This window comes from Bradyrhizobium sp. JR3.5 (genome assembly GCF_054057015.1).
Map to the genome: position 1 here is coordinate 1,048,825 of NZ_JBSRYV010000002.1, position 23,418 is coordinate 1,072,242.

At 62.7% G+C, this 23,418-nt stretch carries 17 protein-coding genes and 5 pseudogenes; 4 read left to right on the forward strand and 18 right to left on the reverse strand.

Annotation, left to right across the window (positions count from 1 at the left end; all coding sequences use genetic code 11):
- Nucleotides 1-2: 2 nt before the first annotated feature.
- The 18 genes and pseudogenes from ACVWW1_RS21770 to ACVWW1_RS21855 all read right to left on the reverse strand — a co-directional run bounded on the left by ACVWW1_RS21770 (nt 3) and on the right by ACVWW1_RS21855 (nt 18,255).
- Nucleotides 3-1,142, reverse strand: a complete 1,140-nt coding sequence (locus tag ACVWW1_RS21770) for a TrbI/VirB10 family protein (RefSeq protein WP_456660646.1) — start codon at nt 1,140-1,142, stop codon at nt 3-5.
- Nucleotides 1,143-1,204: 62 nt separating this feature from the next.
- A complete protein-coding gene (gene trbG / locus ACVWW1_RS21775; protein WP_456657399.1) occupies nt 1,205-2,161 on the reverse strand; it encodes a P-type conjugative transfer protein TrbG in 957 nt (318 codons plus the stop codon).
- A gap of 21 nt (nt 2,162-2,182) precedes the next feature.
- Nucleotides 2,183-2,863 (reverse strand): conjugal transfer protein TrbF, encoded by a 681-nt coding sequence (gene trbF / locus ACVWW1_RS21780; protein ID WP_456657400.1) that lies wholly within the window; start codon nt 2,861-2,863, stop codon nt 2,183-2,185.
- Nucleotides 2,864-2,913: 50 nt separating this feature from the next.
- Complete coding sequence (gene trbL, locus ACVWW1_RS21785; protein WP_429031475.1) at nt 2,914-4,146, reverse strand: P-type conjugative transfer protein TrbL; 1,233 nt, start codon at nt 4,144-4,146, stop codon at nt 2,914-2,916.
- A gap of 3 nt (nt 4,147-4,149) precedes the next feature.
- Nucleotides 4,150-4,524 carry a putative entry exclusion protein TrbK-alt gene (gene trbK-alt, locus ACVWW1_RS21790; protein ID WP_429031477.1) on the reverse strand — a complete coding sequence of 125 codons (375 nt, stop codon included), beginning with the start codon at nt 4,522-4,524 and terminating at the stop codon, nt 4,150-4,152.
- A pseudogene (gene trbJ / locus ACVWW1_RS21795) lies at nt 4,524-5,259 on the reverse strand (P-type conjugative transfer protein TrbJ). The gene trbK-alt and the pseudogene trbJ overlap by 1 nt, the downstream one beginning before the upstream one ends.
- A pseudogene (trbE, locus tag ACVWW1_RS21800) lies at nt 5,256-7,698 on the reverse strand (conjugal transfer protein TrbE). Before trbE ends, trbJ begins: the two co-directional pseudogenes overlap by 4 nt.
- A 10-nt stretch (nt 7,699-7,708) precedes the next feature.
- Nucleotides 7,709-7,972: a VirB3 family type IV secretion system protein gene (locus ACVWW1_RS21805; protein WP_429031485.1), complete on the reverse strand. Its 264-nt coding sequence runs from the start codon at nt 7,970-7,972 to the stop codon at nt 7,709-7,711.
- A complete protein-coding gene (locus ACVWW1_RS21810) occupies nt 7,972-8,298 on the reverse strand; it encodes a TrbC/VirB2 family protein (protein ID WP_429031488.1) in 327 nt (108 codons plus the stop codon). The genes ACVWW1_RS21805 and ACVWW1_RS21810 overlap by 1 nt, the downstream gene beginning before the upstream one ends.
- The gene (gene trbB / locus ACVWW1_RS21815) at nt 8,295-9,215 is read right to left on the reverse strand and encodes a P-type conjugative transfer ATPase TrbB (protein WP_429031491.1); all 921 of its coding nucleotides are present in this window, start codon (nt 9,213-9,215) and stop codon (nt 8,295-8,297) included. The genes ACVWW1_RS21810 and trbB overlap by 4 nt, the downstream gene beginning before the upstream one ends.
- Before the next feature lie 245 nt (nt 9,216-9,460).
- Entirely contained in the window at nt 9,461-10,777 is a 1,317-nt protein-coding gene (locus tag ACVWW1_RS21820; protein ID WP_456657401.1) for an MFS transporter, read from the reverse strand.
- Nucleotides 10,778-10,859: 82 nt separating this feature from the next.
- Nucleotides 10,860-11,522, reverse strand: a complete 663-nt coding sequence (locus ACVWW1_RS21825; protein WP_429031495.1) for a ribbon-helix-helix domain-containing protein — start codon at nt 11,520-11,522, stop codon at nt 10,860-10,862.
- 386 nt (nt 11,523-11,908) lie between these two features.
- A pseudogene (locus ACVWW1_RS21830) lies at nt 11,909-12,360 on the reverse strand (CopG family transcriptional regulator).
- Nucleotides 12,344-14,320, reverse strand: a complete 1,977-nt coding sequence (locus ACVWW1_RS21835) for a conjugal transfer protein TraG (protein WP_456657402.1) — start codon at nt 14,318-14,320, stop codon at nt 12,344-12,346. The pseudogene ACVWW1_RS21830 and the gene ACVWW1_RS21835 overlap by 17 nt, the downstream one beginning before the upstream one ends.
- Nucleotides 14,321-14,411: 91 nt before the next feature.
- A pseudogene (locus ACVWW1_RS21840) lies at nt 14,412-16,140 on the reverse strand (relaxase/mobilization nuclease domain-containing protein).
- A 462-nt stretch (nt 16,141-16,602) separates the two neighbouring features.
- Complete coding sequence (locus tag ACVWW1_RS21845) at nt 16,603-17,088, reverse strand: lytic transglycosylase domain-containing protein (RefSeq protein WP_456657403.1); 486 nt, start codon at nt 17,086-17,088, stop codon at nt 16,603-16,605.
- Nucleotides 17,089-17,283: 195 nt separating this feature from the next.
- Nucleotides 17,284-17,731: pseudogene (locus ACVWW1_RS21850) on the reverse strand (S26 family signal peptidase).
- Nucleotides 17,732-17,790: 59 nt separating this feature from the next.
- Entirely contained in the window at nt 17,791-18,255 is a 465-nt protein-coding gene (locus ACVWW1_RS21855; protein WP_429031505.1) for a DUF2840 domain-containing protein, read from the reverse strand.
- Nucleotides 18,256-18,601: 346 nt separating this feature from the next.
- On the opposite strand from ACVWW1_RS21855, the gene ACVWW1_RS21860 reads away from it, so the two are divergent.
- From ACVWW1_RS21860 to ACVWW1_RS21875, 4 genes are read left to right on the forward strand one after another with little or no spacing between them, the layout of a single operon-like run.
- The gene (locus ACVWW1_RS21860) at nt 18,602-19,213 is read left to right on the forward strand and encodes a TnsA endonuclease N-terminal domain-containing protein (RefSeq protein WP_429031507.1); all 612 of its coding nucleotides are present in this window, start codon (nt 18,602-18,604) and stop codon (nt 19,211-19,213) included.
- Nucleotides 19,210-20,883, forward strand: a complete 1,674-nt coding sequence (locus ACVWW1_RS21865) for a transposase (protein ID WP_456657404.1) — start codon at nt 19,210-19,212, stop codon at nt 20,881-20,883. The genes ACVWW1_RS21860 and ACVWW1_RS21865 overlap by 4 nt, the downstream gene beginning before the upstream one ends.
- Nucleotides 20,880-21,776, forward strand: a complete 897-nt coding sequence (locus ACVWW1_RS21870) for a TniB family NTP-binding protein (RefSeq protein ID WP_429031513.1) — start codon at nt 20,880-20,882, stop codon at nt 21,774-21,776. Before ACVWW1_RS21865 ends, ACVWW1_RS21870 begins: the two co-directional genes overlap by 4 nt.
- Nucleotides 21,763-23,289, forward strand: coding sequence for a TniQ family protein (locus tag ACVWW1_RS21875; RefSeq protein WP_456657405.1), 1,527 nt, complete (start codon nt 21,763-21,765; stop codon nt 23,287-23,289). Before ACVWW1_RS21870 ends, ACVWW1_RS21875 begins: the two co-directional genes overlap by 14 nt.
- Nucleotides 23,290-23,418 lie beyond the last annotated feature (129 nt).

A 23,418-nucleotide genomic window follows, 5' to 3' on the forward strand; every position in this document is an offset into this window, starting at 1 on the left:
CCTCACCCTCTATACGGTTCGAGCACCAGGTCGCGATTGACGATCACCCGCACCGCAAATCCCGGACGGATCGTCAACGTTGGCTGGATATTGAGATTGCGCCGAACCACCTGCTGGCCGGTTTGATTGAGCGAATCTCCAGCCCCACGGCGGAGCGCCTGGACAATGTCGCTGTTGGTGTTACCCGTGTCTGCCCCCGAATTCACCTCTGTGCCGACGGCGAGCAGCGTCGAAAGCGCGGCTGCCGCTAACAACTCTTTCCAATGATTGTCGACCTCGTCCTCAAGACCAGAGTAGCCTGCCGCATCTGCACCGGGCTGCCGCTCCAAAACGATCGACCTCCCATTCGGCATGATAAGGCGCGTCCAGACCAGGAGCACGCGCGACTGCCCAAATGCGACCTGGCTATCGTAGGTCCCAATCAGCCTTGCTCCCTGAGGGATAAGGCGTGCTCGCCCGGTAGGAGAATCGTACACCGCCTCTGTTACTTGCGCCGTGATCTGGCCAGGCACGTCGGAGCGGATTCCTGTGATGAGAGCGGCCGGAATGACCGTTCCGGCCTGGACTACAAAAGGCGAAGCCGGCCTCACCAGGCGATCGGGACTGGTCGTCCGGCGATCGACGGTTTCATTGACGAACGCAAGCTTTCGGTCCTGGCCATTCTGGGCAAACGCTTCGTCGGATGATGGCGCTGTGTTTGAACGGGCTTCGCTCGACGAGCTGGCAGGGGCCTGTGGCCGGACGTTGGTGCTCGCAAACAGCTTGCTGGTACGTGCCGCCTCGCCCTCTTGGTTGACGCGCTGCTGTTCAGCATCAACCCCAAGTGGACTTGCCGTCGAAGAGCCCTGTGCTGCAACGATCGGACGGCCAAGATCGCCCGGCAAAGGCGGTCCCAAGCGCGGCACATCCTTCGGGATCTCGGTGTAATCCTTCGGTAAGGTCGCAAGCTGATCGGCGACATTGTGGTGGTCGGTCGCGTAAAGCTCCTCGGGGGCAGGCCGTGCCGATCGCTTCTCCTGCAGAGCCCAGAACACCGCGCCAGAGATGAGTACCAGTACAACGGCGCTGCCGCCCGCAAGGACCTTGCGCGACAGGCGCGCAACTTCCGGCCGCTCCGGCCGCAGTCGCAGGGTTTCGACGATCTCTCCCGACTGCTGCGGCCGAGGAGCATCATGGGGTCCGCCATTTACCTGATCGGAATCGGTCACAAGGACCTCCCGTCGGCTCGGACGATCCTGACCTTCTGCTGGTGATCATCGCCCAGCCTCAGTTCCGCAGCCGCGAACAGCCGGTCGACGATCAGCACATTGCCGTAAGTGCGGTAGTTGACGAGCTCTGTCTTGCCATCAGGCCCGATCACGAAGAGCGGCGGCATCTCGCCTTGGCCGATGCCAGGCGAAAACTCGATGTAGACCTTGCGCCCATCGTCATAGGCATTGACAGGACGCCAGGGTGGGCTGTCTCCCTCGATGGCGTAACGGTAACGGCGCTGCGCCTGATCCGGGATGACCGGTGTGGGCGGCAGAGTTCGACCACGCGCGGTCCGATCCTCCGGATAGAACCACGAGACCTGTGGCATGTAGGGCTTTTCGCGGGAGCGCAGCTCGATCAGGTAGGTGCGCCGATCCGTGTTGATGACCAGATTGGTCTCGATCGAGGGCCGGGTTGGCTTGACCATGATATGTACGCGGCGCGTTTCGCCGCTGCCGCTCTCGGTGTCGCCGACCACCCAACGCACGGTATCACCCGCGGCAACTGGTCCCGACCCGATCAGCTGCTCGCCGGGCTCCAAGGCGATGTCGGTGATCTGCCCCGGCGCGGCATAGATCTGATAGAGAGCGCCCGGACTATAGGAAAATACTTGCACCGCATTGAAGTAGCCGGCTTTCCGAGGCTGCACGCGTGCCGCGTCATTCGCGGTCTCAATCCGCTCGACGGGCTCTTTGGCTTCCGCGTTCTTGCCGCCGCGCGCCGCCTTCCAGGCCGGTGGCACATGCAGCGGGCGCGGCCGATCGTCGGCAAGCGCCGGCAGATCTGGAGCTGGCGGGACATCGCTATCGTAACTGATCTTCGGCGGCTTGAACGTGGTGCACCCGCCAAGGGTGGACACACCAATAACGAGAGCCAGAGCCAGGCGTCGGGCGGACCCTCTGTGACGCAATAACGAGACCTGACCGCATGACTAGCCCAGCTCCTTCGACCAGTTGATGGCGTTGACGTAGATGCCAAGTGGATTCATCCGCAGCCGATCCAGATCGCGGGGCATTTCTACGACGATGGTGAGGATGGCGCTCCACCGCTCGGTTGCGGCAAGCTGACCGTTGTCGTAGCGCCGCTCGATCCAGGCCAAGCGAAAGCTCTCAGGGGATGCCCGGATGACGCTCGAGACCTCGATCGCAATTTGCGTCTTGCCGAGCTTGGCGAATGGATCGTTATTGCGGGCGTAATCATTGAGCGCGGCGGCGCCGCGGTCGGTCGTGAAGTCGTAGGCACGCAGCCAGTTTTCGCGAAGGACGATGGCGTCCATCGGCAGGCCACGCACATGCTCGATGAAGCGGGCCAGATGAAAGGCTACTTGAGGATCGGTCGGTTGATAGCTGGCATTTGCCGGAGCAACGGCTTTCGCTTCGCCCAGTTGATCGACCTCGACCACCCAAGGCGTGATCGTCCCGTGCGCCGATTGCCAGACCAGGGCGCCGGCGAAACCAGCGGATAAGAAGAGGGAGCCAAAGGCCATCAGGCGCCAGTTCTTGGCCTGCACGCGCGCAGACCCAATGCGGTCATCCCAGACCTGGGCGGCGCGTTGATAGGGAGTGACGGCTTCTGGCGTGCGGCCATAGTGAACAGCCGATCGTTTGAACATTGCTTGACCTCAAGAGATGGCAGGGAACCGAATTCGAAAGAAAGGAGTCGTCAGTGATCCTGCGAGAGGTCGACAGATCCGCCGCCGCCTCCGTGATCACCCGAACGGATCGCGTGGGTTGCCGCTGATGTGCCATGGCTGATCGTCTGCGCTCGCTTCATGCGCCGAACCCAGGCGGGCACACTGTCGGACGCTCTCGAGGGGCCCCCTCCCCCCTTACCGGCATTGCTCGCCGGTCCGCCACGACCAGCTGCGACCGAGCGCAATGGACTTGCAGCAGGCGAAGCGCTCGCCTCGGAGCCGGACTGACTCCCCGCCCGAAACACGCTCATGGTGCCGCTTGCAATCGCGCTTCCACCTCTTACGGCGCCTGCAATCGCGCCGCCGGCGAGACCGGCAGCGCCGGCCGCAAGGCCAGCGCCAGCCGCGACGACTCCACCGGCGGCAAGTCCCGTCCCAACGACGCTACCCGCGCCGAGCTGCGGGCCTCCGGAGACGATGCCGTTGGCAATGCCGGGTCCGAAAATGCCGAGGCCCAACAAGGCGAGAGCGCCCAGGACAAGCGCCATCGCGTTCTCGATGGTCGGCTGATTGCCGCCGAAGCCTGCCGTGAACTGCGAGAACAAGGTCGATCCGATGCCGACAATGACGGCAAGGACCAAAACCTTGACGCCGGAGGAGATGACGTTGCCCAGCACCCGTTCGGCCGCAAAGGCGGTCTTGCCGAACAGACCGAAGGGGATCAGCGCGAAACCTGCGAGCGTCGTCAGCTTGAACTCGATCAGCGTGACGAAGAGCTGGATAGCGAGAATAAAGAAGGCCAGAAGCACCACGATCCAGGCGAACAGGAGGACAGCGATCTGAACGAAATTCTCGAAGAAGCTGACATACCCCAACAGCCCCGAGATCGAGTCCAGGATCGGACGGCCGGCATCGAGCCCCACTTGCGCGATCCGACCTGGCCGCAAGAAATCTGCCGATGACAGGCTCGTGCCCGAGGCCTTGAGGCCAAGTCCTGCAAAGCTCTCGAAGACGATGCGGGCAAGGCTATTCCAATTCCCGATAAGGTAGGCAAAGACGCCGACAAACAAAGTCTTCTTGACGAGGCGGGCAACAATATCTTCATCAGTCCCCCAGGACCAGAACAGCCCCGCGAGTGTGAGGTCGATTGCGGCCAAGGTGGTCGCGAGATAGCCGACTTCGCCCCCGACCAGGCCGAATCCGGAATCGATATAGCGGGTGAAGGTTTCCAGGAACTGGTCGATGACGGAGGTGCCGCTCATTGCTCACTCGCTTTGGCTTCGAATGGAGGGTGGGAGGGACGGGACGCGGCTTTCGTCCTTACGCGGCAGCGGGGAGGAAAATGGCGCCGTGCCCGCCCCGCTATTCAAACCGTCTACCGAGCCGCTTTTCCCCAAGAACCGCCTGCGCTGTTCCGCCCAGATCTTTTGGCATTCGAGAAGAACCTCTCTCTGCTCGTAGGTGACGGTGCGGCATTGCTCGAGCTTTGCCGCCGTCGGATCGGGCTTTGCAGCAAACGAAGCGGACGATTGGGTCGCGCTCTCGTCCTCGCGCAGGCGGATGGCGCAGGCGGCGACGACCAGGACAGCAAGGCTAACTGCCACCGCCGTCGGCAGCCGTTCAAATCTATTCTTCATCATCAGTGGAACATCTGTACGGTTGTCGGTTGGTAGCCCTGACCCCGGGTCAGAAAGCGCCGAAGCTGCTCCCTCCCCTGATCCTGGGCACTTGCTCTTTGCGCGGCTTCGAGCGTTTTGTGCGCGCCCCTGCGCGGCCACGGTCGCGGTGAGATCAGCAAGCTGCTGGGCTTGAAGCGCAAGCAGCTGGTTGCCGGCCTGGTTCGCCTGGAGTGCACCTGAGGCGCCCTGGCTCGCAGTGACCAAAGCCGACATCTGGGTGCGGTTGGTGTCGAGATTGCCGACGACGGTTGCCTGCATCCGCATGGCGTCCTGCAGGCCGGCAACCGCATTCTGCCAGCGTGTCTGGGCGTTGGCGACGAGGAGCTCATTGGACATGCTCGCGGATGTGGGCGCGTAAGTGGTGGAGTACGCACGATCGATCTGCTGGACGTCGTAAGCGATCCGCTGCGCCTGGGAGAGCAGCTGCTGGGTGCGCTGAATCGATTGCTCGAGCTGCTGCAACGACGAATATGGCAGGCTGGCGAGGTTCTTCGCCTGATTGATCAACATCTGCGCTTCGTTTTGCAACGAGGTGATCTGGTTGTTGATCTGCTGCAGCTCGCGCGCGGCCGTCATCACATTCTGCACGTAGTTGTTGGGATCGAACACGATCCACTGTGCCTTTCCTTCCCGGGGCACCTGGGCCAGGCTAATTGCGATGACACTTGCTGCCAGAAGCGGACGGAGACGGCTCATGACAAGCCTCCTTCCTTGGCAAGCTGCGGAATGAGATTGCAGGCCCAGGCGAGGTCTCGCGCCTTGAGCCAACCGGTGACGAAGTCATCCCTTCCGTGCTCCTCGAGCACCGGCTCGACGAGAGCCTGGTCGGTTTTGGAAGACGCGGCCGCAAAAGCCAGCGCGATTTCGCCAAGGCCGAGCTCGAACAGCCGGTTGCCCCGGCGCGACTGGCAATAGTAGTCGCGCTTTGGCGTCGCACGAGCGAGGATCTCGATCTGACGGTCGTTCAGCCCAAACCGCCGGTAGATCGCCGTGATCTGCGGCTCGATGGCGCGGTCGTTGGGAAGAAGGATCCGGGTCGGGCAGCTCTCGATGATGGCCGGCGCAATTGCCGAACCATCGATATCGGCCAGCGATTGGGTCGCAAACACGACGGAGGCGTTCTTCTTGCGCAGCGTCTTCAGCCATTCGCGGAGCTTGCCGGCAAAATCGGCATCGTCGAGCGCAAGCCAGCCCTCATCGATGATGAGAAGCGTTGGACGACCATCCAAGCGATCCTCAATCCGGTGGAACAAATAGGAGAGAACCACCGGCGCGACACCGGTCCCGATCAAGCCATCGGTCTCGAACACCTGGACCGAGCCCTCTCCGAGCCGCTCACCTTCCGCATCCAGCAACCGCTCAAACGGCCCGCCGAGGCAATAGGGCTGCAGCGCGCGCTTCAGCGCATTGGATTGCAGAAGAACGGACAAGCCAGTCAGCGTCCGCTCTCCAACAGGCGCCGAGGCGAGCGAGGTCAATGCCGACCAGACATGATCCTTGGTCTCGGGCGTGACCTCGATACGCTCGCGCGCAAGGATCGATACGATCCAATCGGCTGCCCAGCCGCGCTCACCAATATCCTCGATCCGCGCAAGCGGCTGAAGCGCCACGAATTCTGCCGAGTCTCCACTAACCGCGCCGCCGAGATCATGCCAGTCGCCACCCATGGCGATCGCCGACGCACGGATCGACCCACCGAAATCGAAGGCAAAGATCTGCGCTTCCGGATAGCGCCGGAACTGCAGGGCCATCAGCGCGAGCAGCACCGATTTCCCGGCACCGGTCGGTCCGATCACCAAGGTGTGTCCGACATCCCCGACATGGAGCGAGAAGCGGAAAGGGGTCGACCCTTCCGTCTTGGCGAAGAAGAGCGGAGGCGCTTTGAAGTGAGCGTCCCTCACCTCTCCGGCCCAGACTGCGGAGAGCGGGATCATGTGGGCGAGGTTCAACGTCGAGACCGGCGGCTGGCGGACATTTGCATAGACCTGTCCCGGCAGGCTGCCGAGCCAGGCCTCAACGGCATTCACTGTCTCGGTCATGGAGGTAAAGTCCCGGCCCTGGATCACCTTTTCGACCAAGCGGAGCTTTTCGTCCGCCGCGTGCGGATCCCTGTCCCAGACCGTGACGGTTGCCGTCACGAAGGCTTCACCGATCTGATCCGAGCCCAGCTCCTGGAGCGCACTATCTGCATCCATCGCCTTGTTGTGGGCATCGGTATCCAGAAGCGCGGACGCCTCGTTGGTCATCACCTCCTTCAGAATCGCGGCAATCGACTTGCGCTTGGCAAACCATTGCCGCCTGATCTTGGTCAGGAGTTTGGTTGCATCCGTCTTGTCGAGCATGATCGCGCGCGTCGACCAGCGGTACGGGAACGCCAGCCGGTTCAGATCGTCGAGAATTCCGGGCGTGGTCGCGCTCGGAAATCCCACGGCGGTCAGAACGCGCACATGCGCCTCACCCAGCACCGGCTCAAGCCCGCCTGTCAGCGGCTGATCGGCAAGGAGCGCATCGAGATACATCGGGATTTCCGGCACCCGAACGCGATGCCGCTTGGTCGAGACCGTCGAGTGCAGGTAGGTGAGCGTTGCCTCGTCATCGAGCCAGCCGCATTCCGGCATAAAGCCCTCAACGAGCTGCAGCACGCGGTTGGTCCGGTCGACGAAGCCACTCAGCACCTCGCGCGCATCAGCTCCCGCGCCGCGATGGCTGCCCTCGTACAGGAGACGCTCGGCCACAGCTGCACTCTCTGCTGGCGGCAGATAAAGGAAGGTCAGGTAGTAGCTCGATTCATAATGGCTGCCGGCCTCCTCGAATTGCGCTTTGCGCTCCGCATCCACCAGGGCGGATGCGACATCCGGGAATGTGTCGGGCGGATAACGCCCTGCCGAATGCCGTTGCGCCTCGACGAAGACGGCCCACCCCGATCCGAGACGCCGGAGCGCGTTGTTCAGCCGGCTTGCGACCGCAACGAGCTCGGCCGGCACGGAACTGTCGAGATCCGGCCCTCTAAACCGCGCCGTCCGCTGAACCGAGCCGTCCTTGTTCAATACAATTCCCTCGTCGACGAGTGCGGCCCCAGGGCAGGAAGTCGGCAAGGCGCGTATTTGAACGGCGGTATTCGGCAAGATTCATCATGGGACTATTCTCAAGTGCTGAGGTGACCGGGAACGCGAACATGCCGGCGCACGACTTCCACGAATTCCGGATCGCGTTTTGCGGCCCAGACCGCGGCCATGTGGCCGATGAGTGCCAGCAGAAGGCCGGCTAGCCACAAGCGCAGGCCGAGGCTGAGTGCGGCGGCCAATGTGCCATTGAGGATGGCGACCGGACGTGGTGCCCCGCCCAGCAGGATCGGCTCGGTCAGCGCACGGTGGACAGGGGCGACAAAACCCGGGACTGGCTCATCCATCAGATCATCACCCCGCCGCCAAACGAGAAGAACGACAGGAAGAAGCTCGAGGCGGCAAATGCGATCGACAGACCAAACACGATCTGGATCAGCCGCCGGAAGCCACCCGACGTGTCGCCGAACGCGAGCGAGAGACCGGTCACGATGATGATGATGACCGCGATGATCTTGGCGACCGGCCCTTCGACCGATTGCAGGATCTGGTTGAGGGGCTGCTCCCAGGGCATGTTGGAGCCGGCGGCCCAGGCCGGTAGGCTAGCCAGGTACAGACAAGCGAATGCCGCAACTGACGTGAAACCTCGTCCGAGAGACGATCGTGCGTTCATGACTGATCTCCGATTTTTGAAAGGCTGTAGTCGCCTGATGTCCCGAGCCCAGTGACGCAAGCGAGCTCGCTCAAACGCCGTTCGGCACCACGGCCAGAGAGCACGGCGATGACGTTGATGGTCTCTGCGATCAGTGCGCGCGGGACCGTGACGACGGCCTCCTGGATCAGCTGCTCGAGCCGGCGTAGCGCGCCAAGCGCGGTGCCGGCGTGGATCGTGCCGATTCCACCGGGATGCCCGGTGCCCCAGGCTTTGAGCAGATCGAGAGCCTCGGCCCCGCGCACCTCGCCAATCGGGATACGATCAGGGCGCAGACGAAGCGACGAGCGCACAAGATCGGACAGCGAGACCACGCCATCCTTGGTCCGCAGCGCCACAAGGTTCGGCGCTGCGCACTGAAGCTCCCGCGTATCTTCAATCAGAACGACGCGATCCGAACCTTTGGCCACTTCCGCCAGAAGCGCATTCGTCAGCGTCGTCTTACCTGTCGAGGTGCCGCCGGCGACCAGGATGTTCTTGCGCGCGACAACCGCATCACGCAGCGCGTTCGCCTGCGCCGAGTTCAGGATGCCGGCAGCGACATAGTCGTCCAGGCCGAAGACAGCGACCGCGGGTTTACGGATTGCGAAGGCCGGCGCGGCGACGACCGGCGGCAACAGGCCTTCAAAACGTTCTCCCGTTTCCGGCAGCTCAGCCGAGATGCGGGGCGAGCCGGCATGAACCTCAGTGCCCACATAGTGCGCGACCAGCCGGACAATTCGCTCGCCGTCGGCAGCCGATAGACCGTCGCCGGTATCGGTCAGGCCGCTCGACAGCCGATCGATCCACAGCCGGCCATCAGGGTTCAGCATAACCTCAACGATCGACGGATCTTCCAGAAAGCCTGCGATGGCAGGCCCCAGCGCCGTGCGCAGCATGCGCGCACCCCGCAACTCGGCTTCCGAATGAAATGAATGGATCGCCACGACTGCCCCCAGTTAACTGAGGCAGCTAGCGTTCACCGGCCCCACGTGAGGACAACTAGAAAAAGCAGAACCTGCGCTTTAGCAACAATGGGACCAAATTGATCGTAGTCTGGCGTAGAAGAAGAAAGATTCGGGACGAACGCTTTGGACGCGCCGAAAATCATGACCCCGGACATCAGCCCGGCGACAGGCTGGCTTCACCACTCAGCATGGTCGTCCGCCTCCAGGATGGCGAGCTCGGCTGGTGGAATAACGGCCTCAACCGAGTTCCAGCCGCTCGCCGGTTGATGTGTGACCGAAACGCCAGCCGTCCATTTCCGGCGCTCGAGCCACGGGACGGCGAACCAGACCAGCGCTGCCAGCTGCAGAAAAACGTTCACACCGAACGCGGTCTGATAGGCCGTCAAAGGATAATGCCCAGCCTCTAGAGGCCATTGCTCCAGAATCAGTCCCATCCCGTACTGCACGACGAACGCCCAGCCACATTGCAGGACGTTCAGACCCCCATTGGCGCGCGCAACCAGCTCGGCCGGGCAATAATCCGCTATGATGGCGTAGGTCAGAGCAGTGGCTGATCCGGCCAACGACACCACGCACCACGGCAGGAGTGATGGCCAGGGCGGATGCAGGATCAGCACAAGCTCCGCCACAATCAACATCGCCGCGACCAAACCAGACAGAGCCTCGGTCTTCTTAGCCCGGCGGCGCACCCAGTTGGCAAGGACGCCCAGGACCAGAGCCCCGAGACTCAGAGCGACCGCCATCACGAACAATTCGTTGACCAGTCTCGTTCGATCCAGCCGCTCCACATCGGAAAGCCAGGGCGCCGCCCATAAGGATTGCAGTGCCCAAGCGGACCCGACGCAGGTCGCCGATAAGGGCGCAATTCTCCAGAACCGGGCATCGGAATAGACTGTTTTCAGAGTGGCGGGCGTCCTGCTGCCCTGTGGCCGAGTGGTTCGTTCGGGAACCACGAGATAGATCAAAATGGCAGCAGCCGCGCTTGCGGCGGCCAGCACGCCGAATAGACCCCGCCATCCGATCCAGTCCAGGAGCGCCTCGGCAGGTGCTGTTGCAGTGACGGCGCCCAATGAGCCCAGCATGATCATGCAGCCATTGATGAGCGCCATACGTTCTCTTGGAAACCAGAGGACGATGATTTTTAGCCCGGACATCAGGGCTGCTGCACTCCCAAGTCCGACCATCGCGCGAGCAAGAAGAAGCGACAGGAATCCCGTCGATAGTCCAAAGAGCGCGGCACCTCCTGCAGCAACAGCCAAGAGCACGCTCTGGACCCGGCGCGGCCCAAAGCGATCAAGTAACATGCCGATCGGAATCTGGGCCGCCATAACGACCAGAAAATAGATTGACGTGAGCAGCCCGACATCGGCAGCGCCAAGCCCGAGATCAGAGGCGAGGCGTCCAGCAATGAGCGTATTGATCGTCCGGAACAGGTACGAAAGGTAGTACCCGGCCGCGAAGGGAAGAAACACGCACGCGACGAGCCGCCACACATTACAGGGCTCAACGCGCTTTGCGGGCGATGATTGCGCCCTAACTTGCTTCGGCGCGCTTCTGCCGGCCCGCTCAGTCGCCTCAAAAAAAGGAGTTAGGCAGGTTTCGAAAGTTCAGATTGCTGCCGCCCTCCTCGGCGGCAGCGCTCGGCTCGGAGTTTCCATCCGCCGCGACTGCGGACAGACCTTCCTGACTCGACTGTTCTTCTGCCGCGCTCTGTGACGCGCCGCCATGGGCTTCACCGGCAGGTCGACTGCCCCTGCCCAGCCGATCGATCGTCTCCCGGATCAATGGCTGACCGAGCCGTACCCGCCGTTCGACCTGTTCCGCCAATACCTTGAAACGCTGCTGGCCGAGCAGGCACGCCTCCCGTTGCCCCGATGGCGGCATGGGCGGCGTCACGGTGAGGTGATAGCGCGCATGCAGGGCCACCGTCTCGGCAACGATCGCGATCTCGCGCTCGAGCCTGGCGATCTGGCCACTTGTCCGGTCCAGAGCCTCATGAACGAGCCCCTCGATGGGCGGTGCAGGATTCAGGAATCGTTCAAGGGCCATCTCGACGACCATGCTTTTGCCGAGGCCCGGGCGCTCGGTGGCAACTTCAAGCCGCTGAAACATGCTCTCGGAGAGCTGAACGGTGACCTTCTTGGTTCGCGGTCCTTCGTTCGGGCTCGACTGCGCATCGCTGTCGGCTTGATTCACAATCGAGCTGGGCTGGCCTCCAAGCTCTCCATCGACTTGCATTGCTTGTTCACTCCCCAATGTTCGACCGCGACCTGCCCGCGCACCGGGGCACGCGCGGCGTTCCGATCGAAACGGCTGAATTGCCCCCAGCGATGATGGACTTGAGAGAAGGGCCAATCCGAACCTCGCTTCAACCGCACCGACATCTGCGTCGTAGTCTGGCGTAGCCAAAGAAAGACAAGGCGGTCTCAAGAAGAGACGGATTTGTCAGCCTATATCGTTCGCGGGAAGCTAACGGCCTGTTACGGCGGCCCCGGAACCTTGAGTGACACGCCCATGCCTTGCGTGCTTCGTGGCGTGCTGCCGATCTGCGGGTCGGCTTATCTGACCAAGCGCCGCATCTATTGCCAGGAGCTGCCAAGGCGCATTTGGGGCGCGCGTACTGATTACTCGTGCTTCTCAGAGGCGTGCATATCGATACTCACCTCTTTCAGGACGGTGGATCCGCTTGCAAGCCGCCGTCCGAGCGCCTCCACAAAGCGATCGTAACGTTCTGCGCCCTTGGCGCGCGCGGCGGGAGTCGAATGTTCGGGGAGCGCCGGCGTCGAGATCAACCAGAAACGGATGAAGAGCGCGATGGTCTCAAGCGTGATGCCATCATTGCGCTCCTGGCGTTTTCGAGCACGCGTGCGATCCGGTCCAGCCGCTTGGCGATCGCCGCCTCGCGCCGATCGGAATCATCGGGGGAAAGGAACGCGGCTATCGCGGCCTCGGCGACCAGCGACTTGGGCTGCCCCCGGCGTTTCGCAAAGGCCTCGAGGGTTTTGAAGGTTTCCGGATCGAGATAGATACTGAGCTGGATCTTTTTCACGCTGCCTCCATCACAGATCCATCCCATCGTCCGCGTCGAGGCTGACGGTCCGCGCGACGCCCTGCATCGAGCGGCTCAGAGCTCGTGCCTGGACGGCATCGGCATCACCCTCGTCGAGGTCGGCGTCGAATTCGTGTTCGCCGAGCGGTGCCTTGATCTCGATCTCCTCATGTTCTGGCAATTCCGGCTCGCGACGCAAACCACCGTTCGCCCCGTCGCTCCTGCGCTTGCGTCTGGTCAGTAGCTCGACTGATGGTGGAATTGGAGCGCCGGCCGACCAGTCATCCGGTCCTGCGGACAAGGTGCGCGGCTCGAAGCGGGGCGGCTTCAACACACGTCGCTGAAACTGCGGATCCTCATAGTAGCGGACTTTCGTGGCACGCACCGGGTGCACCCCGGAAATCATCACGATTGCGTCTTTAGGCGAGAGTTGCATGACCTCGCCTGGCGTCAGCAGCGGCCGCGAGGTCTCCTGACGGCTCACCATGAGATGTCCAAGCCAGGGGCTCAATCGGTGCCCGGCATAGTTCTTCATGGCGCGTAACTCGGTCGCAGTTCCGAGTGCGTCGGATACGCGCTTGGCCGTACGCTCATCATTGGTCGAGAAGGCGATCCGCACGTGACAATTGTCGAGGATGGCATGGTTCGGCCCATAGGCGCGTTCGAGCTGATTGAGGCTCTGGGTGATCAGAAAGCTGCGGATGCCGTAGCCCGCCATAAAGGCGAGCTGGCTCTCGAAGAAATCGAGCCGGCCGAGCGCTGCAAACTCATCGAGCATCAGAAGAAGTTTTTGCCGGCGCCGGTTTGCATCGAGGCTTTCGGTCAATCGCCGCCCGATCTGGTTGAGAATGAGTCGCATCAAGGGTTTGGTGCGAACGATGTCGGATGGAGGCACCACGAGATAGAGTGAGACGGGCTCCGCGCCGTTGACGAGATCGCGGATGCGCCAATCGCTTCGCGCGGTGATCTTGGCAACGACCGGATCGCGGTAGAGCCCCAGGAAGCTCATCGCGGTTGAGAGCACGCCGGAGCGCTCGTTCTCGCTCTTGTTGAGAAGCTCGCGCGCGGCCGAAGCGACAACGGGATGAACGCTACCTCCAAGATGCGGGGTTGCGAGCATTGCGTTGAGCGTAGCGTCGATCGGGCGGGAGGGATCAGACAGGAAATTGGCGACGCCGGCGAGGGTCTTGTCGGCTTCGGCGTACAGGACATGCAGGATTGCGCCGACAAGGAGAGAGTGGCTGGTCTTTTCCCAGTGGTTGCGGCGTTCGAGTGCCCCTTCCGGGTCGACAAGTATGTCGGCGATGTTTTGGGCATCTCGCACCTCGCAATCACCACGACGGATCTCGAGAAGCGGGTTATAGGCGGCGCTGGCCGGATTGGTCGGATCGAATATGAGCACTGGCCCAAATCGGGCGCGCCAGCCGGAGGTCAACTGGAAGTTCTCGCCCTTGATATCATGAATGATCGTGGAGGCCGGCCAGGTCAGAAGGGTCGGTATGACGAGGCCCACGCCCTTGCCCGAGCGCGTCGGAGCAAAGCAGAGCACATGCTCCGGTCCGTCATGCCGTAGATAACGCCCCTCAAAACGTCCGAGCACGACGCCATCAGGCCCCAAGAGCCCCGCGCGCCTGACCTCGCGCGAATCGGCCCAACGCGCTGAGCCGTAGGTGGTGACGTCCCTCGCCTCATGGGCCCGGAACACCGAGAGCATCATTGCCAGCGCGATTGCCGCAATTCCGCCGCTTGCGGCGATGGCGCCGCCCTCAAGGAAGATCACAGGCGCGTAAGCATCGAATTTGAACCACCAGGCGAAGAAGGCAGCCGGCTGGTAAACCGGCCACCGCCCGAGGCTGAACCAGGCGGGTCCAAGCTGCGGCTGGAAGGCAAGCCGCCAGGCGGTCCATTCGGTCGCCGCCCACAGGAAAGCGAGCGCGACGAGACAGACCAGGATGATCTGATGCCAGATGATTTTTGTCGCGGACATGGGTTTGAGATGTGGACACCATCCACGTGCGAGCACAACCACAGCCCTCGCGGATCGCAGTCGCGCGCGTCCGAGCGGAGAGATCGGCGGGTCAGAGCGACAGCCCGCGTTTGCGCCCAAAGCTCCACTCGACGCTGCCGGGACCGGCGATGCCGCCCACCTGTTTGCCCAATTCGCGCTCGAGCGAGGGCGCCCAAGGCACGAGCTGGAAACCGAGACCATTGTCGATCATGGCGAAGCGCCCCGAGGCCAGTGACAGCCGCTGGCGATAGATCCCCGAAATCTGCTCACCTGCCTCAGCGGACAAATGCGCAAGCCCCCGTTTTATCGGCAAGCCCTCGTCCGACTGCGTCGAGCTCGCGACGGCGCAGGGTCTCGGTCAGGTTGCGGCCGAGCGTGATCTTGTCGCCATTGCGGCGGGCAAGTCCCTGCTCTGCCAGGACGTCGATCCGCCGCTCGAGCGCGGCGCGCACCTCGGCGCCAAAGCCGGCGCGTGAGAGATCGGTAGGCTCGCGTGCCACGAGCCGTCGGTCGAGCCAGGTCGCCCCTTCCGCCGAGACCTGCTGCTCGAGCGCCAGGTCCGAGCGGACCGCAAGCGCGATCCGTGTTCGGCCGCGCGCATCCTCGAAGCGCCGGAGCTCCACGATTCCACCGATCGGGCCATCGCCGGCCGCCTCGATATCGGGAATTTTGAGATGATGCACGCGCCCATCAACCCCGTCGACAATGGCAAAGGCCGTACCCTTGAGTTCGTCATCGAGCCCGCGCGCAACGAGACGACCGATGACCGGTTCACCATGGCGTTCGCCTTCGAGTGCCCAGGACGAGGGTGCACGTGACGTGCCCTCCTTCGCAATTGTGTTGTGTAACCGCTTGATGATGTCGCCGCGCTCACCGAGCGCACGCAGCCGCGGCTCGGCGTCGGCGGCCAGCACCCAGCGCGCAGGACCGGCGGGCTCGGCCAAGCCGAGCCGCTCGAGCGTCCGCATCCGCCCTATCCGGATCTCCCGTAACGGATCGCGCCCGGCATCGCGGTCGGACCTCAGATCGATCACCCCGTCCGCCGCGCCCGCTTCCCGGCCAAGCGCCCGGTCGAGCCTCGTGAAGCGTTCGGCCGCCACTTCCGCTTCAAGGGTTTGGCGGATCTGGAGCTCTGACCGCGGACCGAGCTCGCGCGTGACGAGATCGCCGGCCCGGGCGCGCAAGCCCGTCGAGATATAGTCACGACTGATGACGAGGTCTGTTCCGTCGTCGGCGCGACCGCGCACGAGGATGTGGACATGCGGGTGCTCGGTGTTCCAATGATCCACGGCGACCCAATCGAGCCGGGTGCCAAGGTCGCGGGCGGCCTGATCCATCAGCTCGCGAGTAAAGGTGCGCAAGTTAGCCAGTTCGCCAGCATCATCGGGCGAGACGATGAACCGGAAGTGATGCCGGTCGCCCTCGCAGCGCTCGGCGAACGCGCGGCCGTCGGCATCATTGCCCGCCGGGTCAAAGAGCTTGCCCGGCGTCCCATCGCGGGTGACACCGTCGCGCTGGAGATAACCGATATGCGCTCGCAGCGCGCCCGGCGAACGCATCCGGCGCACGACCCGCGCCTTGACCATGGCGCTTCGTGCGCGGTTGTTGAAGAGCCGCGTCGCGGCAAGGCTCGCCGCGCGACCGCGTCCGAACCTGGAGCCGTAACCGCGGCCGCCGCGCGAAAGACCGCCGGCCTTCTGTGCGGCTCTGAGTGCTTGGCCCAGAAACGGTTTTGTCCGGGGCCCGCGCGTCGAACGGATGCGGCCTGGACGGACACGGAACTCCTTGTTACCGCTCATCGCGCGCTTCGCAAGGTGACGAAAACTGAGCAGGATCGGTGTGTTGGTGAAATGGGCAATGTGCGCTGAGTATCCGCAATGTTCACTGTGCAATTGAAATTGATACAGTTTCGCCAACAACCGACCGGCCACACCTTGCGGCTTTTATCCTGCCATCCCCGGTCGCCTTCTCTCTGTGGCCTGTCAATCAGCTTTCGACCTGTCAAAATCTCCGACGCCCTACAACGAAATGCGATTTCAATCATGGGATCGCACCCGGTTCGCTCGATGCACGAACATGCCATCGGCATGCGGCGTCAGCACATGCGGACTTGCCCCGGACAGCACATCCGACGACAGTTTCGAGGAGAACGACGATGCTGATGGGTCGATAAGGTGTCGCGACGCCCGATGAACAGCGGAGCTTGTCGCCAAGTCATGATAGGGTTCGCGACGGAGGCATCGGCGTCACGTGGCTCGGCGTCAAGCATTGGCGCGAGCGCAACTACGTACGCCTGCGTTTTCTGCTGGAAGCGGTCGACCCGTGGTCAGGTGTTGTTCATAGCGGTCGGGACCCGCGTTGTAGGCTGCAAGGAAGCCGGGCGATCCGAAGCGGTCATGCATCTCGCGAAGATATCCTGCGCCTGCCATGATGTTGTCGCGCGGATCAAATGGATCGATGCCCAGTCCGTAACGAACGCTCAGCTCAACCCAGGTCTTGGGCATGACTTGCATCAACCCGAGCGCTTCCTTTGGCGAGATTGCTCGCTCATTTGTGCCGCCATCGAGCTGCATAACTGCGCGAATCCAGTGCTCCGGGATCGCAAATCTGCGGGATGCCTCGGCAATGAAGTCTGCAAAGGGCTCGACACGAGATGCGCTCATCGAATGTGCTACCGGAGCGATCAACTTAACATCCGCCAGGGCTTCGTATGGCAATACAGTCGTCACAAGAGCGGAAATACACATGGCTATCCCAAGAAGCCGGAAACCTGCCATCGCGCTCGCGACCGTCCAGGGTAAACGCGCGCTTGCGCCGGCCTTGCGGCCGCGCTGGACCGCCCCTGTGCGCGACGGCTGGCACGAAGGTGGTCGGGACGAAGGAATGGTACTGCGATCGATCGAACAAAGGAATGACAGGCTTTTCGATATTGGCGATCACAATCACTCCTCCCTAGTCCACATAGGCAACGCCTTGCCGATGACGGACGAGTGAGGCACAAGGCCAAAGTAGCGGCCGTCCAGAGAGTCTTCCGATTCCAAGTTCATGAGAAAAAGTTCGTCCGTGCCGACGACGCGGCATCCCTGCCAGATCGGGAGCGGCCTCCCGCGACCATCGCGCGCTTTTGCCTCTCCCATCTCGATCGCGTCGACGGAGATGGTGAGCCCTTTTCTGCAGACCGTTTGTCCAGGAAGCGCCAGCACGCGCTTGAGCATGGGAACGCCGATCGGCAGATAGCCGTTCAGATCGAGAAAAGTCGCAAGTGGTTCAGGCGGTCGGGCAGCGACGAGCTCAGTCACCAGCAAGCCTACCGGTCGGCTGCAACTGGTAGAGACCGATCGGAACGCTCTTCGAGGCGTTCCAAATGTACGCTGGCGTTGCCTCTCCCATTGTCGACGTGACAAGGGCAACAGCTGCGAACGTCACTAGAATTGTCACTGACCGACTTCTCACGGTGCGATCCTCCGCCGACGCAGCCAAGCTTGGTGGCGTCCGCGAGTGTACGGCCGCGGCGTCTCATTCACGGACAAGCGGTTGTGGACGTGATGCCAATAGTCCAGCGCGACGTCGGCCGGATGGATGTCGAGCGCTTCCACTGCATCGATTAACTGCAGCACACGTTCGACTTTCGGCCAGCCGGTAAGCCGTAATAAAATGTCACCACCTGGCTTGACCCAAGGCACCGTCGAATAGCGCTGCCCGGGCGTGGCAGCGCGCATAATGTCGACACGCGAGATGACCGTGCCAAAATCGTTGGACGCCCATCGAACGAACGCAAAGACGGTGCCGGGCGCGAATGACAGGATGCGCCGGCGGCGATCAATGGTTTGTTCCGCTACCGCTCGGCCGAACCGAATTCGATTCTCGATACGCTTTTCGAGCCACAACAGCTCGACCGTCGTGAGGTCAGTCACGTTGTCCTCCGAAGCTTGTGGGGAGTTATTGCGGCAGGGCAGATTCCGACGTACACTTGGGCGATCGCGTCTGGGTCGCGTAGCCATCTTGCCGTTGGCGTATCCGTCACGACCACTTGTCGGTGGATGCTTTGGCCAAGCAAGCGCCAAGCGGCTGTATGTGACTTTGCAGACCGCACGCTATTATCCACAGTCCCTGTCGGTGGGCGAGGTTTCGTGAATCGGCGGGAGAGCGGACCTGAGTCCGCGCAAGGACTTGCGTGCATAGAGTTCGTTCCATGTTTGTGAACTGATCCCAAAATGTGCGAGGATTGCGTACTGAGTCGTTTTCCAGATGGAGGGCGATTTGCGGCGCATTCCGCTGAGCCGGCGGTCGCATGTGACTGGATTCCAGTCGCTGGGGACCGGGTTGACGGAGCATGAGAGCGCGCTTGAGCGTGACTTTGTGACGCTCGCGAGCTTCATGGATGCTGGTGCCGTCGTCACGGCGCAGCCGGTGACAATCCGCTTCAGGGATGACGGTCGGCCGCGCCGGTATACGCCGGACTTCCGCGTCGATTGGAGCGATGGCCGAACCGATGTTGTCGAGATCAAGTACCGCGCCGATCTGCGAGCCGGATGGAGCCGGCTCCGACCGGCCTTTGCGGCCGCGCGGGATTGGGCGAGCAACAACGGCGCGCGGTTCAGGATCTCGACGGAGTGCGGCATCCGCGGTCCGCGCCTTGAAGCCGCAAAGCGACTGCTGCCGCTGAGAAATACGCCGATTGACGCGATGCTAGCCGCGCGAGCTGTCGCGTATGCCCGCGCCCATGCAAACACCTTTGGCCACTTGGTCGATCTGCTGCCGGCACCGCGCGAGGCCGGCCTCGCGGTCGTGTGGCGACTGATCGCGCGCGGCGCTCTCGTCGTCGATCTGACGCTGCCGATTACCACCGACACGCGAGTAACGGCGCCATGAGCGCGCCAGAGATCTCGATGGTGGATGTCGTCGCATGGGACGAAGCGCGCCGCTATCTGCCCATCATCCGCCGGCTCGCCGAGAACTCGAGGCGCACGCGACAGGACGTGGCGGCTGCCGCGGCCGAGCTCGCCTGCGGACCGACGCATGTCTATGCGCTGCTGCGGCGCTACCTCGCCGATGCTCGCCTGACGAGTCTGCTGCCGCGCCGCCGGGGACCGGCGCGAGGCACGTCCTTGCTGGATCAGGAGGTTGACGCGCTGATCAATAACGTCATCGAGGATGTCTATTTGACGCGTCAGCAACCGCGGATCAGCGATCTGGTCGATGAGGTCCGACGCCGCTGCATGGTGGCGGGTTTGGTCGCTCCCAGCCGCAAGGCGATTACCGCACGGCTGCAATCGCGCCCGGCACGCGAAGTCGTCGCAAAGCGCCAGGGCAGAAAGGCAGCCCGCGATCGCTTCCTTCCCGCGGTCGGTTCGCTTGAGGCCCACTGGCCACTGTCGCTGATCCAAATCGATCACACGCTGGTCGACGTGATCGTCGTCGATTCCGTCACCCGAAAGCCGATTCAACGACCGTGGCTGACGCTCGCAATCGATGTCCGCACACGCTGTGTTGCCGGATTCCACCTGTCGCTGGAGCCGCCGTCTGCGACATCGGTCGCGCTCTGCTTGAGCCATGCGGCACTGTCCAAGGAGAGCTGGTTGGCCGAGCGCGGGATCGATGCAGTCTGGCCGGTGCGCGGTATCCCCGAGCGGTTGCACCTGGACAACGCCAAAGAGTTCCGCTCCGAAGCCTTGAAGCGCGGTTGCGAGCAATACGGCATCGCCATTGATCACAGGCCGGTGCGAACGCCGCATTATGGCGGGCACATCGAGCGGCTGATCGGCACCATGATGGGTAAGGTTCATCTGTTGCCGGGCACCACCTTCTCCGATGTCCGGACCAAAGGCGAGCTGAACCCCGACAAGATGGCTGCGATGACGCTCGATGAAGTTGAGCGCTGGCTTGGCCATGCGGTTGCGGGCATCTATCACTGCGATCTGCACCGCGGCATCGGCACGACGCCACTGGCTGCCTGGAAACGCGGCACGGTTGGCGACAGCACGACGCTCAGCCGTGGCGAGCCGACAGCGGTCACCGATCCTCGCCGCTTCCTGATCGACTTCCTGCCGATTGCTCGCCGCATGGTCCGGCGCGACGGCGTCGCGCTGCACTCGATCGCTTATTGGGCTGACGTACTGACCACCTGGATCGGACACCTGGAGCCGATGATCATCCGCTACGATCCGCGCGACCTCAGCCGGATCTATCTGCTCGGGCCTGACGGCTCCTACTACGACTTGAGCTACCGCGATCTGCGGCGCCCGCCGATCAGCTTGTGGGAGCATCGCTTGGCGCTGACGCGGCTGCGCGAGGACGGCCGCTCGCTGGTCGATGAGGCTGCGATCTTCCGCACGATAGAGACCATGCGCAAGATTGCCGATGATGCCGTGCTGGCCAGCAAGACGGCACGCCGGCAGCACGAACGGCGCAGACGTATTGTGCCCGCGAGCGAGCGTACCGATCTGCTCCCGGTCGAGCTCGATGCGGGCGATACCCTCGAGCAGATCGGCAAGGAGTTGCAGCCGCACGAGCGGATGTTCCCTGTCGAGGAGTGGGAATGAGCAAGGATTACGCACATCTCCGCCCGACGACGCGTCCATTTGCGGCCGAAGATGCAGGGTCGCGGATACGCCGCATCCGCACGGATCGATGGATCGGTTACGCACGGGCGGAAGCCGTCCTGGCGGCGCTGGAAGACCTGCTGAGCTTCCCGAAGCGTCTGCGGATGCCAAACCTGTTGTTGGTCGGCCCGACAAACAACGGCAAGACGATGATCGTGGAGAAGTTCCGGCGAACGCATCTGGCGAATGCCGCGAGCGAACCTTCTGACGGCGCGGCACTCATTCCAGTCTTGAAGGTACAAATGCCTTCGGGGCCAGATGAGGGCCGCTTCTTCGGCGCGATCCTCGAGGCGCTGGGAATGCCGTTCAACCCACGAGATCGGATCGCCACCAAGCAGGACACGGCGGTGCGCCTCATGCGCGCGACCAACGTACGGCTATTAGTGATAGATGAGCTCCACAATCTGCTCTCGGGCACGGCGATGCAGCAGCGGCGACTGCTCAACGTACTGCGCTGGCTCGGCAACGAATTACAGATCCCACTGGTCGGCGTCGGAACGACCGAAGCGCTGCGGGCGATCCGCAGTGACGAACAGCTCGTCAACCGATTTGAGCCGTTCCCCCTGCCCGTTTGGACCGATGACGACGAATATCGCCGGTTACTGAGCACCCTGGAGGCGGTGCTGCCGCTGCGCAGGCCGTCGAATCTGACCGATCCAGCGATGACAGCGCGCATCCTGTCCGCCGCCGAAGGCGTGCTTGGCGAGATCATTGCGATTGTCGCCCGCGCCGCCGTTAAGGCGATCGAGACGGGTGCGGAAACGATCTCCCCGCGCATGATCGAGCGTGCAGGCTTCATCAGACCCTCCGAGCGTCGACGTGTTGCAATCTGATCTGTTTGCAGTCACGGCATTGCCGCCAGCTCCGGCAATGACCGGTCTCCTGCCTCTGCGTGTCGTTCCGCAGAGCGGAGAAGCGCTGGCATCCTGGATTACGAGGCTCAGCGCTGCTTTGAGGTTGTCGCCCCTGGCGCTGGGCCGCATTGCATTTGGCGTTGATGCGACTGCCGATCCCGACTGGTGGCGCCGCCCATCGACCGAAGTGCTGGCGCTGATCGCCGAGAAGACAGGTGTCAGCACACGCGACCTTGCAGCAATGACGTTCAGAGATTGGGGGATTGCCCGCGATGATGAGGCCGCGCAACGGATAGGCAGCAAATATCACTTCGGCTCGCATCGGAGCCGCCGTGACCGGCGTATTGGTATCTGTCCGCGGTGCCTGGCCGACGACCGGTCCGGCTATTTGCGACTGCTCTGGATGAACGGATGGGCTGGCGTCTGCCCGGAGCATCGTATTGTCCTGACAGGACATTGCCCGTCTTGTCGCTGCGTGCTGCGAGTTCCCGGTCTGAACACGCGTCAACCCGTCGACTTGACCATCTGCCGAAAATGCGGCCTGAAGCTCGCCGGCACCATAGGAGTTCTCGCCCCTCCATCGGCACTGTGCCTTCAGGCGATCCTTGTTGCGGGCAAGGAATTGAACCGAACAAGGTTGCCGGGCGGCAGCACCCTCGACTGGCCGACCACAATGGCGCTGATCGACGTGCTGCTCAGCATGGTCTGGATCGACATCCCTCGGAAGTATCGCGAGCGCCTGTTCGTTCGCATTGCCAAGGATCTCGATCTCGGCGAACACAATAATATTGTGTGGAGCTCGAACTATGGCGGCCTCTTGATCCTCGCCTGGCTGCTTGAAGATCTCGCGAAGCGCCTGTCGGCGGCCATCGCCATTCTGCATGCGCCACGGCTTGATCGCCTGCTCGCTCGCGTGCCGGACTTGTCCGCCGAGATGAGCGATCTGCTGCGCGTCATTCTCGCGCCGGCCATTGCTTCTTCGCCGAAAGGACGCCGGAGCTGGTGCAGCTGGATCGAGACTCTTCCTGAGGCTGGAATCGATCTGCGTGAGCGTGCGCTCCGTGAACGCTACAAGCTGCGGCGCCAGCGCTTGTTCGCGTTCGCGGCCGTCCATGATGGCGCGATGGTCGAGGCCGCCGCCGAGAGCGTCGGCGTCACTGCCCGAACGCTCTATCGCTGGCTGCTCAAAGGCGCGGAGCACGGACTGGAAGCTGCGCTGGAGCGTCCTCGACGGCAATCGCAATTGACTGGCGCTCAAGCGGAGGCGCTCGGGAGATGGATCGCTGCCGATCGGGCTCATCAGCATCGCCCCGTGGTGATTGCTGAAGCGATGGCTCAGTTCGGGATTGCTCTCAGTCCTGATCACGCATCCGCGCTGCTTCGTGTCCATCGCCGCGCCAAGCCAGGACGTCGTCACCGACGATGGAAACCGAAGCCACGGAAGCTCACGCAGGTTGCCGGACCTACTCATGATCCGGCTCCTGGTTTGTGAATCCAGTTCGCGAATCCTGGAGCCGTTCCGCGAAACGTTGCACGAGTTCGCGAAACCTCGCGCACCGACACTTGTTCACAACGTACTGATTCACAACAAGAAGTTAGTGTCAGTATGTTAGGAAAGTTA